Source organism: Pseudomonas sp. MWU349, from assembly GCF_017947325.1.
Taxonomy (GTDB): Bacteria; Pseudomonadota; Gammaproteobacteria; order Pseudomonadales; family Pseudomonadaceae; genus Aquipseudomonas; species Aquipseudomonas protegens.
This window is the reverse complement of record NZ_JAFEVP010000002.1, coordinates 292,865-305,927: the sequence shown is the minus strand read 5'-3', so window position 1 is coordinate 305,927 and position 13,063 is coordinate 292,865. Positions and strand designations below refer to the sequence as shown.

The 13,063-nt window shown below is 61.6% G+C and carries 10 protein-coding genes; 5 read left to right on the top strand and 5 right to left on the bottom strand.

Translation table 11 applies throughout. The annotated features are described in order from the left end of the window. Positions 1–73 precede the first annotated feature (73 nt). Complete coding sequence (locus KCG88_RS08545; RefSeq protein ID WP_047288436.1) at positions 74–556, bottom strand: hypothetical protein; 483 nt, start codon at positions 554–556, stop codon at positions 74–76. 273 nt (positions 557–829) lie between these two features. Beyond that, the gene (locus KCG88_RS08540; protein WP_011062680.1) at positions 830–1,054 is read right to left on the bottom strand and encodes a hypothetical protein; all 225 of its coding nucleotides are present in this window, start codon (positions 1,052–1,054) and stop codon (positions 830–832) included. A gap of 876 nt (positions 1,055–1,930) precedes the next feature. Between KCG88_RS08540 and KCG88_RS08535 the strand changes: the two genes are divergently transcribed. After that, positions 1,931–2,254: a sel1 repeat family protein gene (locus tag KCG88_RS08535; protein WP_047288434.1), complete on the top strand. Its 324-nt coding sequence runs from the start codon at positions 1,931–1,933 to the stop codon at positions 2,252–2,254. A 175-nt stretch (positions 2,255–2,429) separates the two neighbouring features. Beyond that, the gene (gene rmuC, locus KCG88_RS08530) at positions 2,430–3,797 is read left to right on the top strand and encodes a DNA recombination protein RmuC (protein WP_162865008.1); all 1,368 of its coding nucleotides are present in this window, start codon (positions 2,430–2,432) and stop codon (positions 3,795–3,797) included. A 15-nt stretch (positions 3,798–3,812) separates the two neighbouring features. Here rmuC and KCG88_RS08525 read toward each other — a convergent pair whose 3' ends face one another. Further along, positions 3,813–7,286 (bottom strand): PAS domain-containing hybrid sensor histidine kinase/response regulator, encoded by a 3,474-nt coding sequence (locus KCG88_RS08525; protein ID WP_210712225.1) that lies wholly within the window; start codon positions 7,284–7,286, stop codon positions 3,813–3,815. Positions 7,287–7,419: 133 nt separating this feature from the next. Further along, positions 7,420–7,965, bottom strand: a complete 546-nt coding sequence (locus KCG88_RS08520; RefSeq protein ID WP_210712224.1) for a TetR/AcrR family transcriptional regulator — start codon at positions 7,963–7,965, stop codon at positions 7,420–7,422. 92 nt (positions 7,966–8,057) lie between these two features. On the opposite strand from KCG88_RS08520, the gene KCG88_RS08515 reads away from it, so the two are divergent. The 3 genes from KCG88_RS08515 (at position 8,058) to KCG88_RS08505 (ending at position 12,611) form a co-directional block, all read left to right on the top strand. Continuing rightward, positions 8,058–9,263, top strand: coding sequence for an MFS transporter (locus KCG88_RS08515; protein WP_210712223.1), 1,206 nt, complete (start codon positions 8,058–8,060; stop codon positions 9,261–9,263). 238 nt (positions 9,264–9,501) lie between these two features. Then, positions 9,502–10,653, top strand: coding sequence for a TDT family transporter (locus KCG88_RS08510; RefSeq protein WP_047337530.1), 1,152 nt, complete (start codon positions 9,502–9,504; stop codon positions 10,651–10,653). 83 nt (positions 10,654–10,736) lie between these two features. Further along, positions 10,737–12,611 (top strand): MFS transporter, encoded by a 1,875-nt coding sequence (locus KCG88_RS08505; protein ID WP_047288426.1) that lies wholly within the window; start codon positions 10,737–10,739, stop codon positions 12,609–12,611. 58 nt (positions 12,612–12,669) lie between these two features. On the opposite strand, the gene sugE is transcribed toward KCG88_RS08505, so the two are convergent. Then, the gene (gene sugE / locus KCG88_RS08500; RefSeq protein ID WP_047288424.1) at positions 12,670–12,987 is read right to left on the bottom strand and encodes a quaternary ammonium compound efflux SMR transporter SugE; all 318 of its coding nucleotides are present in this window, start codon (positions 12,985–12,987) and stop codon (positions 12,670–12,672) included. Positions 12,988–13,063 lie beyond the last annotated feature (76 nt).

The window sequence follows — 13,063 nt, the reverse complement described above, 5'->3', positions numbered from 1 at the left end:
GTTGATTTAGAGCATTTTTGTAGGACAATCCGACCAAAATCGGCTTATTTCTCCGATTTTGTAAAAGTCGTTGTCAGCAGGCGACCTGGTTTAACGGTGCAATGCAGGTCTGCCAGGCGCAGGCGAAATCTCTTAAACGTCCTTGTGGTTGAAAGGTCTTCCTCCAGATGCGGGCCATGCCGAGCAGATCGTCGGCAGCGGGGAGCGGCGTGTGTTGTTCTTCCACCAGCAACCAGGCAATGGCGGTGGCGTAACGCAGGTTGACGGTCAGTTCCAGGTGCGGCCCGCTGAGGAACGCATGCTGGCTGGCCAGTCCGCGAACCAGGCTGGCCCGTTCCGGATCCAGTGCCAGGTACTGGTCCCAGAGAGCTTGATGGCGCAATTCGGTAATGCGGTAGAGGCCGTGGCCACGACGATCGTGCAGCGCTGAGCCCAGCGCCGATTGGCTGGCGGCAATGCCCAGCAGCAAGGCTTCAGCGGTTTTGCTATGGCTGCCCAGGTACATCAGCGTCGGGCGGATCACATAGCGGCACAACTCGCTGGCGGCGATACCCATAAAGCCCTCGAAGCGTGAAATGGCCGGCGAAACCTGAAGGGCGCTTGGCAGCAAAAAAAGGATCAGGTTTGCCGGAAGCGGTTCAGGCCGCTTGAGTTGAAGTGTAGTGTCATATCTGTGCTGTAAAGGACTGTTTTTAAAATATTTCCTTTCTCTTGTTATAAGCCTTATATCGATTGGTACTTTGCTCTGTGGGGTAAATGGGCGAATTGCAGGCAATAAAAAGCCCCGCGATCAGGCGAGGCTTTTCAGGGTTTTCAGCAGTTCGGCGTATCAGGCAACCAGGGCCTGGCGCGCACGTTCGATCACTGCCTGCAGCGGTTCGGCGCTGGAATACTGGTCGGGATACAGGCGTTCGCTGTGACGGGCGATCCCATGTTCGTTGACCAGGGTGAAGCTGAAGCAACCTTTGCGAGCGGCCATGATCAGGCAGTTCAATGGTGCAAAGGCGTGGGTTAGGGTGCGAATGGCATCCTGAGTCTGGATTTGAGTAGACATAATTATTAGGTGTTCCTACAAATGACACGGTTAAGAACCGTGCAACGTTAAAACGTTCCAGTAAACGTCGACCAGCATTGGTCAAACGAAGAACCTGACTGGAACAAAGCAGCCAGTTGCAGCGCGTTGATTGGTCGCGCTAGGGCTGGCAGGTAGGTACTTAGGAGGGCAGGCAACACAGCAAGGGCAAAGGTTCGGGGCCCGGGGTGCAGATCCTGATCAATTTGCAGGTTGGTTCGGTCAGAGTAAGTGGCTCTAGCACTGCCGTTGAATTCGTATCAAGGGCGATAGGGTGAGCTTTACCTGGAAACCATCGAGGTGGTCGGTCCTTGGTGTTCGACGTTGTGCTCGGTTGGGGACGCTGTCGATGGGACTTGTTCGACCAGAATTGACTTTCAGCTTGGTACTAACGGCGAGGATTCTATTGAGTTGAACGACATAATGCAAGTGTGCTAGGAAAAAACTTTCAGAGGAGGCCAGAGGCTCAAGCATCAGCTGTGTAACCGTTGCCGTTGTGGCGTGTACGAAAACAGTGCGTTACCGGCGTTAATCTGCGCAAGGTTGTGCACACTTGTTGCGCAGCGTGTCACCCCGTTGTCACCTTCCCCAACGCCCGCCCCTTAGCCTGTCTCGAGAATTTAAGTCAATGATAAACATCGCTTTTTTTTACTGGTGAAAAAATCGTCAGTTTGACTGCAAGGCCCGTCTCATGGGGCTTTGGGAGGGTTGTGGAGGGGTTGTCCACTGAGTTATCCACAGCTTCTGTGGATTGTCCCAAGCGCTTGCTCTAGGACGGGCGTGCTGGCTCTTTTAGGCTTTACCCGGGCGAAAAAAGGAGTAGAGTGGCGCGCCTTCCGATCTGCCCCACAGTGCTTTATGAAGTTTCGCTCCGTATCACCTTCTGTTACCGCGACCCCTACCAGTGTTACCGAACCCAAGCGGTTTTCCCTGCGCGTTGCGCTCTGGCTGTTGGACAGCCCGCGCCTTGGTCACAACCCCAACGTCAAGCATTTTGCTGGGCGCCTGCTCAAGCAGCCGGCCCGGGAAGGCGTGGTCGCGGCGCAGAGTCGCCTGGGCCAGTTGATGTGCCGCGAATGCGGCAACGCCCGTGATCGTCGCATCGGCCATGACCTGTTGCGTCAGGCTGCCCGTGCCGGCGACCGCCGTGCGCAACTGGAGCTGGGCCGGATCGAAGACTGAGCTGTCCAACGCTCGGGCGCTTGGTTAACCTTCATTTCTTCTTTCTACGGCAGGAATCGCTATGGCTATGGACTTGACCAGCTTGCTGCTTGGCCTGGCGGGAGCGGCGCTGCCGCTACTGGTTCTGGCCTGGCAACTGCAACGCCGGGCCAGTTCCAGCCAGACTGAGCTGAGCCTGCTGGAAGAGCGCCTGGCCACGGCCCAGTTGGCTCAGGAGGGGTTGGCAGCACAGTTGGACGCCAGCCGCGATGAAGTCAGCGACCTGAGCCAGGCCAATGCTCTGAAGCAGGCGGACCTGGCAGCCCTGCGCCGCGAGGTCGAATTGCTGCAGATCGAGCGCGATAACGCCCGTGATGCCGCCCACGCCTGGAACCTGGAACGGGCCGCCAAAGAAAACGAATTGCGCCGGCTGGATGCCCTGGCGGCGTCCTTGAATGCCGAGCTTCGTGAGCAGCAGGACAGCCACCAGCAGCGCCTGACCGATCTGCAAGGCTCGCGGGATGAGTTGCGCGCCCAGTTCGCCGAGCTGGCGGGGAAGATCTTCGATGAGCGCGAACAGCGTTTCGCCGAGACCAGCCAGCAGCGCCTTGGGCAGTTGCTGGATCCGCTCAAGGAGCGCATCCAGTCCTTCGAGAAGCGGGTCGAGGAAAGCTATCAGGCCGAAGCCCGGGAGCGCTTCTCCCTGGCCAAGGAGCTGGAGCGCCTGCAACAGCTGAACCTGCGCCTGAGCGATGAGGCCACCAACCTGACCCGTGCCCTCAAGGGCCAGAAGACCCAGGGCAACTGGGGCGAGCTGATTCTGGAGCGAGTGCTGGAGCACGCCGGCCTGGAAAAGGGCCGCGAGTATCAGACGCAGGTCAGCCTCAAGGGCCCGGATGGCGAGCGCTTCCAGCCAGACGTGCTGATCATGTTGCCGGGTGACAAGCAGGTGGTAGTGGATTCCAAGGTCAGCCTCACGGCTTACCAGCAATACGTCGGTAGCGACGATCCGCAGGTCGCCCAGGCGGCTCTGAAACAGCACGTGCTGTCCTTGCGCAATCACGTCAAAGGTCTGGCCGGCAAGGATTACAAGCGCCTTGAAGGCTTGCACAGCCTTGATTTCGTGCTGTTGTTCGTGCCCATCGAGGCAGCGTTTTCCGCGGCTCTGCAGGCCGAGCCGAACCTGTTCCAGGAAGCCTTTGACCGGCATATTGTGATCGTCAGCCCGACCACATTGCTGGCCACCTTGCGGGTGATCGACAGCCTGTGGAAACAGGAACGTCAGAGCCAGAATGCCCGGGAGATCGCTGAGCGTGCCGGCTGGCTGTATGACAAGTTCGTGCTGTTTATCCAGGACCTGGATGAAGTGGGCAATCGCCTGCAACAACTGGACAAGGCCTACGCCGCTGCGCGTAACAAGCTGACTGAAGGGCGTGGCAACCTGGTCAGCCGTAGCGAGCAGCTCAAGCTGCTCGGCGCCCGGGCCAGCAAGAGCTTGCCGGCGGACTTGCTGGAGCGGGCCATGACCGACGCCGAAGGACGCGAGCTGGAATTGCCGGAGTAATCCGCTAAAGGCCCGTCAGCCCAGGGGCAGGTGCCGGCTCAGCAGGGCGCGCAAGGCCGCCGGCTTCACCGGCTTGGCCAGATAGTCCAGGCCCGCTGCATGGACCTGGGCGACCATTTCAGGGCGCCCATCGGCACTGATCACGACCCCCGGTACCGGCTCGCCCAGTTGTGTGCGCAGCCAGGCCATGACCTCGGTTCCGGTCTCGCCGTTATCCAGGTGGTAGTCCACCAGGGCCAGTTGCGGGCGGATGCCTTCTTTGAGCAACGCCGCGCATTCCTCGCGGTTGCGGGCGGTCCAGACCTGGCAACCCCAGCGGGTGAGCAGGCTGTTCATGCCGATCAGAATGCTGTCTTCGTTATCGACGCAGAGCACTTGCCCGCCATTGAGGGACTGGCCGTTGAGCTCGGCTGCCTTGCCTGGAGCCACCACGCTGCTGCGGGCCAGGGGCACGCTGACGCTGAATACGCTGCCCTTGCCGGGCCAGGAACGTACCTGTAACGGATGGCCGAGCACCCGGCACAGGCCATCGGCAATCGCCAGGCCCAGGCCCAGGCCTTTCTCGGCACGGGTCTGGTGGCTGTCCAGGCGCTTGAATTCCTCGAAGATCACCTGCTGCTTGTCCTGGGGAATACCCGGCCCCCGGTCCCAGACTTCCAGGCTCAATGCTTCACCGCGGCGGCGCACCCCCAGCAAAACGGGGCCCTTGGCGTAACGGAAGGCATTGGTCAGAAAGTTCTGCAGCACCCGGCGTAGCAGCTTGCTGTCGCTGTCGATGCGCAGATGGCTGCCGCGCACCCGGAATTGCAAGCCCTGTTCCTGGGCCAGGACCTTGAATTCGGCTCCCAGGGTGTCGAACAGTTCGTTGAGGGCAAAAGGCTTGCGATCAGGGGTGATCTTGCCGTTTTCCAGGCGCGAAATGTCCAGCAGGTCGCTGATCAGGTCCTCGGCGGAGCGCAACGAACTGTCCAGATGCTGCACCAGTTGCTGGGCTTCGGCGGACAGGCCGTCGTCCTGATGGGACAGGGCCGCGGAGAATAGGCGTGCGGCGTTCAGCGGTTGCATCAGATCGTGGCTGACCGCGGCCAGAAAGCGCGTCTTCGACTGGTTGGCCGCTTCCGCTGTGCCCTTGGCCTCAGTCAGTGCTGCGTTGAGTTGCGACAGTTCGTGGGTACGCTCCGCCACTCGTTGTTCCAGTCCTTCATTGGCCTCGGTGAGGGCCTGCTCGGCTTCGCGGAACGGGGTGATGTCGGTAAAACTCATGACAAAGCCGCCGCCGGGCATGGGGTTGCCGATCAGTTCGATGACCCGGCCATTGGGGAACAGCCGCTCGGAAGTATGAGCCCGACCCTGGCGCATCCAGTGCAGGCGCCGGGCCACATGGACTTCCGCCTCGCCAGGTCCGCACAGGCCGCGCTCGGCATTGTGACGAATGATGTCGGCAATTGGCCGGCCCACGCTGATCAGCCCGTCGGGGTAGTTGAACAGCTCCAGGTAGCGACGGTTCCAGGCCACCAGCTTCAGCGACTGATCGACCACGCTGATGCCCTGGGTAATGTTTTCAATCGCCCCTTGCAGCAGGGCCCGGTTGAACTGCAGCACCTCGGAGGCTTCGTCGGCGATGCGCACCACGTCTTCGAGCTGCATCTCCCGGCCTTCAATGGCGGCCTTGACCACCGCGCGGGTGGAAGAGGCTCCAAGCACACCGGCCAGCAGGCGCTCGGTATGGGCGATCCACTCGCCGTCGGCATTCTGGTTCGGGTTGAAGCCTTTGCCCTGACGATAGGCGAAGCGGATGAAGCTCTGGCGCGCACGTTCCTCTCCGACAAAGCGCGCGGCCAGTTTCAGCAGGTCGTCGATCTGTACCGCCAGCATCGAGCGGGAGCTGAGGCGGCCGCTGATTTCCTGGCCGATGAAGCGTCCGGCCTGCCAGTGTTCCGAGACTCGGGTGCGCGAGAGCACCGAGACCCAGGCGAACAGGGTGAAGTTGCCCGCCAGGGACAGCACGACGCCTTGGGTCAGCGGGGTGATCGGCAGGTTTAGCGGATTGCCGTGCAGCCAGGCCAGGCCGGGGAAACTGCTCAGGGACCAGCCCAGGCTGTGGGCGGCGATGGGCAGGATCAGGGTGTAGAACCAGATGAAGGTGCCGGCAGCCAGGCCGGCGAATACACCGCGGCGGTTGGCCTGTTTCCAGTACAGCGCGCCGAGCATGGCCGGTGCCAGTTGGGTCACGGCGGCGAAGGCGATCTGGCCGATGGTGGCCAGGCTGGCGGTGGAGCCCAGCAGGCGATAGCTGACATAGGCCAGCAACAGGATGACCACGATGCTCACCCGGCGCACCGAGAGCATCCAGTGGCGGAAGACTTCGAACGGCCGCTCGGCATTCTTGTGCCGCAACAGCCAGGGCAGCAGCATGTCGTTGGAGACCATGGTGGACAGCGCCACGCTGGCGACGATCACCATGCCGGTGGCCGCCGAGGCGCCGCCGATGAATGCCAGCAGAGCCAGGGCAGGGTGGGCCTGGGCCAGGGGCAGGCTGATGACGAAGGAGTCCGGCAATACGCTGCTGGGCAGGAGCATCTGCCCGGCGAGGGCGATGGGCACCACGAACAGCGCGGCGAGGGCCAGGTACGCCGGGAATACCCATTTGGCCAGGCGCAGGTCCTGGGGTTCGATGTTTTCCACCACGGTGACGTGGAACTGCCGCGGCAGGCAGATGATGGCCATCATCGCCACTCCGGTCTGCACCACCATCGACGGCCAGTTGATGGTTTCCTTCCAGTACTGCTCCAGGCGCGGAGCCAGCATGGCCTGGTTGAACAGGTCGTCGAAGCCGTCATAGAGGCCGAAGGTGACGAAGGCGCCGACGGCGAGAAAGGCAAACAGCTTGACCAGGGATTCGAAGGCAATCGCCAGCACCATGCCCCGGTGGTGTTCGGTGGCGTCGAGGTTGCGGGTACCGAAGACGATGGTGAACAGGGCCAGGATCAGCGACACGATCAGCGCCGTGTCCTGGGCGCGGGTGCCCATGGCGTCGGCACCGGCACCGATCAGCAGGTTGACCCCAAGCACGATGCCCTTGAGCTGCAGGGCGATGTAGGGCAGTACCCCCACCAGGCAGATCAGTGCCACCACCACCGCCAGCGACTGGGATTTGCCATAGCGCGCAGCAATGAAGTCGGCGATCGAGGTGATGTTCTCCTGCTTGCTGATCATCACCATCTTCTGCAGCACCCAGGGGGCGAACACCAGCAGCAGGATGGGGCCGAGGTAGATCGGCAGGAAGGCCCAGAGCTGCTCGGCCGCCTGGCCCACCGCGCCAAAGAAGGTCCAGCTGGTGCAGTAGACCGCCAGCGACAGGCTGTATACCCAGGCCCGCACCCGCGGCGGAAGTGGCGCGCTGCGGCGGTCACCGTAGAAGGCGATGGCGAACATGATGGCCATATAGGCCAGGGCAACGGCGGCGATCAGCCCGCTGGACAACGACATGGAAACTCCGGAACAAAGACACCGGGCACCTCAGCCCGGCCAGACAGTCTGGCACGATGTTGGATTGGCGTCAGTGTCGACCAAGGTATCAGCGCGGCCTGATGTCGCAGGGCTGAGCCGAGGCGAGGAAGGGCTATGGCTGCAGAGCGATCTCGATCAATTCATGGAGTTCCTGAACCGGCAGTGGCGTGGCGGAGAACAGGATGCGAAACACCGTCGGTGCTACCAGCAGGTTCAGCAGGCGGTCGATGTCCGGCAGGTTTTCCGTGTGGCCCTGATAGCGCGCGAGGATGCACTGCAGCTGCCCGCTGAGGATGGTCACGCAATAGCCCGGGGTCGCGCTGCATTGCACATCGCGCATCATGTTGCGCCCGGGCTCCGAGCTCATTTCGTCCAGATACTGTTCGGCCCAGGCCCGCAGGTCGCCGCGCAGGCTGCCGGTATTGGCCGGTTCGCTGTCCGGGCGCATTCGTTCCAGGGCGACATCGGCCAGCAGGGCCGACAGGTCGCCCCAGCGCCGGTAGATGGTCGATGGAGTGACGCCTGCTCGGGCGGCGATCTGCGGCACGGTCAGGGACGAGCGATCCTGCTCTTCAAGGAGCTCGCGGACCGCGGTGTGAATGGATTCCTGGACCCGGGCGCTACGGCCGCCGGGGCGCAGACCTTCTTTGATAGCCATGGGGCGGCACCTTAACACAAAGAATTTGCTTTAAGCATTGGTGGGTAGCACACTGCGCAAAAGCAAAATATTAGCTTTAGTGGAGCGTGCTTATGTCCGGTGCTATCGACACTTGCGTGTCCAACCGTCGCAGTCTGGTGTTTCTGGCCATTACCCTGTTGAGTTTTCTGGCTGCCTCCAGCGTACCGACCCCGCTGTACCACCTGTATCAGGAAACCCTGCACTTTTCCCCGGCAGTGCTGACCCTGATATTCGGGGTCTACGCGATAAGCCTGCTGGCGGCTCTGCTGACCGTAGGGTCGCTGTCGGATCACCTGGGGCGGCGACCGGTGATTTTTGTCGCCTTGCTGCTCAATATCCTGGCGATGCTGCTGTTCATCAATGAAAGCGGAGTGCAGTGGCTGATTGCCGCGCGGGTGATGCAAGGTTTTGCCACCGGCATGGCCACCAGTGTGCTGGGGGCGGCCCTGCTGGATACCGATCGCCAGCAGGGGCCGTTGGTCAACAGCGTTGCGCCGCTATTGGGTATGGCCTGTGGGGCAATGGGGGCCAGCCTGCTGGTGGAGTTTGCGCCTTTGCCGCTGCAATTGAGCTACTGGCTGCTGCTCGGGGTGTTCGTGCTTCAGGCCGGGTATGTCTGGCGCTTGCCGGAAACTGTCAGCCCGCAACCTGGGGCCTGGGCGTCGCTGAAACCCACGCTGCATGTGCCGGTGCAAGCGCGGCGCGCGTTATGGCTGGCCTTGCCGGTGGACGTGGCGGTGTGGGCGGTGGGCGGCTTCTATCTGTCGCTGGCGCCTTCGCTGGTCCGTGCGGCGACCGGTTCCACCTCGAACCTGATCGGCGGTGGCCTGGTGGCGGTGCTGACACTCAGCGGCGCGCTGATGATCTTTTCCCTGCGTCATCGTCCTGCAGACAAGGTGCTGCGTCTGGGCGCCGGGATGCTGGCGACGGGGGTGATGCTGATCCTCGCGGCGGTGCATAGCGCCAGTCTGCCGTTGTTCTTCTTTGGCACCTTGGTGCTGGGCAGCGGTTTTGGTGCCGGCTTCCTCGGTGCGCTGCGCAGTGTGGTGCCACTGGCCCTGCCTCATGAGCGTGCGGGTCTGATGTCGGCGTTTTATGTGTTGAGCTACCTGGCCTTCTGCCTGCCGGCGTTGTTGGCTGGCAACCTGACCCGTAGCTTCGGCCTGATCGCTACTACTGACGGCTATGGTGCGGTACTGGTCCTCTTGTCCCTCGGGGCACTCCTGGCCCTGATGCGCCAGCGCCCGGTGGCGGCGTGCGGGGCGGCGGGGCTTTGAGCCCGAGGCTTCAAGGGCTGCGCGATTGTGCCCGGGAAGCCTTAGGGGAGAGGTGCTGTACGCCCATCAGATATGGGGGTGTCGCCGGGCACGGTCCGATTGCGCTGATCGCCTCTGGGGTGGTGGTATAGAGGCTTATCTGTAAAATAGATAACAGATAGAGAAATTACCCGTTATATAGATATTCGACTAGGTTCTACCATGTTTCCTACCTCATCGGAGGACAGGAGACACGACCATGACATGCCCCAATAGCGTTAAAACCGGCCACCGGCCATTGAGCCATCTGCCGCATCCCCTTGAAGCCATTCGCCAATTCACCCCCAACTGGTTCGCCGCCACCATGGGCACCGGGGTCCTGGCCCTGGCGCTGGCCCAGTGGCCGGCCGAGGTTGCCGGCTTGCACCAGGTGGCAGAGGGTTTCTGGTGGCTGACCATCGCCCTGTTCCTGTTGTTTACCGCGATGTATACCGCGCGCTGGGTGCTGTTTTTCGACGAGGCGCGGCGGATTTTCGGGCACTCCACGGTCTCGATGTTCTTCGGCACCATCCCCATGGGCCTGGCAACCATCATCAATGGCTTGCTGGTGTTCGGCATGCCTCGCTGGGGCGATGCTGTGGTGGAGGTGGCGCAACTGCTGTGGTGGCTGGATGTGGCCATGTCCCTGGCCTGCGGGATCCTGATTCCCTACATGATGTTCACCCGCCAGGAACACAGCATCGACCAGATGACCGCGGTCTGGCTGCTGCCGGTGGTGGCGGCCGAAGTGGCGGCGGCCAGTGGCGGCCTGCTGGCGCCTCATCTGCAGGATGCCCACGGGCAGTTGGTAATGCTTAGCACCAGCTACGTGCTGTGGGCCTTTTCGCTGCCGGTGGCGTTCAGCATCCTGACCATCCTGCTGTTGCGCATGGCGCTGCACAAACTGCCCCATGAAAGCATGGCGGCGTCGAGCTGGCTGGCCCTGGGGCCGATCGGCACTGGTGCCCTGGGCATGCTGGTGCTGGGCGCCGATGCGCCGGCGATCTTTGCCGCCAATGGCCTGCCCGGCGTCGGTGAAATTGCCGCCGGCCTGGGCCTGGTGGCGGGGCTTACGCTGTGGGGGTTCGGCCTGTGGTGGATGTTGATGGCCGTGCTCATCACCCGCCGTTACCTGCGCGAAGGCATTCCCTTCAACCTTGGCTGGTGGGGCTTTACCTTTCCTCTGGGCGTGTATTCGCTGGCTACCCTTAAATTGGGCAGCACCTTGCACCTGGGTTTTTTCAGTGTGTTTGGCGCGGTACTGGTGGCGGCGCTGGCGGTGATGTGGCTGATCGTGGCCAAGCGCACAGTGCAGGGGGCTTATAAAGGAGAGCTGTTTGTCTCGCCGTGCATTGCGGGGTTACGGAAATAATCGGCAAAGATAGGTAAGGTTGTGGCCTGGATCGATATTCGACATTCCAATAACAGTATCCACGCCACTCAGGGACATGGAAGATGAGTCACCCTTCGCAGTTCACCTTGCTTCGCAAGCGGCGGTTCCTGCCGTTTTTCATCACGCAATCCCTCGGTGCCTTCAACGACAACATCTTCAAGCAGTCGCTGATCCTGGCCATTCTCTACAAGCTGAGCATCGAGGGTGACCGGTCGATCTGGGTCAACCTCTGTGCCCTGCTGTTCATCTTGCCGTTCTTCCTGTTTTCCGCCCTGGCCGGGCAGTTTGGCGAGAAGTTCGCCAAGGACTCGCTGATCCGCCTGATCAAACTGGGTGAGATCGCGATCATGGTGGTGGGGGCGGTGGGCTTCGCCTTCGATCACCTGTCACTGATGCTGGTGGCACTGTTCGCCATGGGCACCCACTCGGCGCTGTTCGGTCCGGTGAAGTATTCCATCCTGCCCCAGGCCTTGCGTGAAGAGGAATTGGTGGGAGGCAACGGCCTGGTGGAAATGGGCACGTTCCTGGCGATCCTGGCGGGCACTATCGGTGCAGGGGTCATGATGTCCTCGGAGCATTACGCGCCGATCGTTTCCAGCGCCATGATCGGTGTGGCGGTATTGGGCTACCTGGCCAGCCGCGCCATTCCCCGGGCTGGCGCGGCGACCCCGGAGATGCGCCTGAACTGGAATATCTTCAGCCAGTCCTGGGCCACCTTGCGCCTGGGGCTGGGGCAGACCCCGGCGGTGTCGCGCTCGATTGTCGGCAACTCCTGGTTCTGGTTCGTCGGCGCCATCTACCTGACCCAGATCCCGGCCTATGCCAAGGAATGGATGCACGGCGACGAGACCGTGGTAACCCTGATCCTGACGGTGTTCTCGGTGGGGATTGCCGTGGGCTCGATGCTGTGCGAGAAGCTGTCGGGGCGCAAAGTGGAGATCGGCCTGGTACCGTTCGGCTCCTTTGGCTTGACGGTGTTTGGCTTGCTGCTGTGGTGGCATTCCGGTGGTATCCCGGAAAGCGCCACGGGTCATGGCTGGATTGAAGTGCTGGGTTTTGCCCATGCCTGGTGGGTGCTGTTCGATGTCCTTGGCCTGGGGATCTTCGGCGGCTTCTATATAGTGCCGCTGTATGCCCTGATCCAGTCCCGTACCCCGGAAAACGAGCGGGCCCGGGTGATAGCCGCCAACAACATTCTCAATGCGCTGTTCATGGTGGTGTCGGCGATTGTCTCTATCGTGATGCTGAGCATGGTCCAACTGACCATTCCCCACCTGTTCCTGGTGGTGTCGCTGCTCAACATCGCGGTCAACGTCTACATCTTCAAGGTGGTGCCCGAGTTCAGCATGCGTTTCATGATCTGGCTGCTCAGCCATTCCATGTACCGCGTCGAGCATCGCAATCTGGAGCTGATCCCTGATGAAGGGGCCGCGCTGCTGGTGTGCAACCACGTGTCTTTCGTCGATGCCTTGCTGATTGGCGGTGCGGTGCGTCGGCCGATTCGTTTCGTCATGTACTACAAGATCTACAACCTGCCGGTGTTGAACTTCATCTTCCGTACCGCCGGAACCATTCCCATCGCCGGTCGGCATGAAGACCTGCAGATCTATGAAAAAGCCTTCCAGCGCATTGCCCAGTACCTGCGCGATGGCGAATTGGTGTGCATTTTTCCCGAGGGCAAGCTGACTGCCGATGGCCAGATCAACGAGTTCAAGGGCGGGCTGACACGGATTCTCGAGGAAACCCCGGTGCCGGTAATTCCCATGGCTCTGCAAGGCTTGTGGGGCAGCTTCTTCAGTCGCGATCCGAGCAAGGGTTTCTTCCACCGCTTCTGGTCGCGAGTGACCCTGGTGGCCGGGCCATCGGTGGCGGTGGACGCGGCCGAACCGGCGCAGTTGCAGGCCATGGTGGCGCAGTTACGGGGCCCACGGCGCTAGCTGCCGGATACGAAAACGCCCGCATATTTGCGGGCGTTTTCATTTCTGCCTGGGTTGTTCAGCTGGCGCTGACTTTCAGGCCCACCAGGCCGGCGATGATCAGTGCCACACTGACCAGGCGCACCAGAGCCATGGCTTCGCCAAACAGGATGATACCGGCGATCACCGTGCCGACGGCGCCGACGCCGGTCCAGATGGCATAGGCCGTGCCCAGGGGCAGCTCCTTCATCGCCAGACCCAGCAGGCCGAGGCTGATGGCCATGGCAAGGATGGTCAGGGCGGTGGGTAGCGGACGGCTGAAGCCATCGGTGTATTTCAGGCCGACGGCCCAGCCCACTTCAAACAAACCGGCAAAAAACAGAATGATCCAGGACATGCCTACCTCATCGGTTGATGGGGTCGTCCCCAGAATTGATCGCTCGAATGAGTCGCGAGGTCGTCCTCGCGATGCG

Bases quoted from the DNA above. Each gene is read 5' to 3' on its own strand.
- KCG88_RS08545 (WP_047288436.1), bottom strand. From the start codon at position 556: ATGGGTATCGCCGCCAGCGAGTTGTGCCGCTATGTGATCCGCCCGACG.
- KCG88_RS08540 (WP_011062680.1), bottom strand. From the start codon at position 1,054: ATGTCTACTCAAATCCAGACTCAGGATGCCATTCGCACCCTAACCCAC.
- KCG88_RS08535 (WP_047288434.1), top strand. From the start codon at position 1,931: ATGAAGTTTCGCTCCGTATCACCTTCTGTTACCGCGACCCCTACCAGT.
- KCG88_RS08525 (WP_210712225.1), bottom strand. From the start codon at position 7,286: ATGTCGTTGTCCAGCGGGCTGATCGCCGCCGTTGCCCTGGCCTATATG.
- KCG88_RS08520 (WP_210712224.1), bottom strand. From the start codon at position 7,965: ATGGCTATCAAAGAAGGTCTGCGCCCCGGCGGCCGTAGCGCCCGGGTC.
- KCG88_RS08515 (WP_210712223.1), top strand. From the start codon at position 8,058: ATGTCCGGTGCTATCGACACTTGCGTGTCCAACCGTCGCAGTCTGGTG.
- KCG88_RS08510 (WP_047337530.1), top strand. From the start codon at position 9,502: ATGACATGCCCCAATAGCGTTAAAACCGGCCACCGGCCATTGAGCCAT.
- KCG88_RS08505 (WP_047288426.1), top strand. From the start codon at position 10,737: ATGAGTCACCCTTCGCAGTTCACCTTGCTTCGCAAGCGGCGGTTCCTG.
- sugE (WP_047288424.1), bottom strand. From the start codon at position 12,987: ATGTCCTGGATCATTCTGTTTTTTGCCGGTTTGTTTGAAGTGGGCTGG.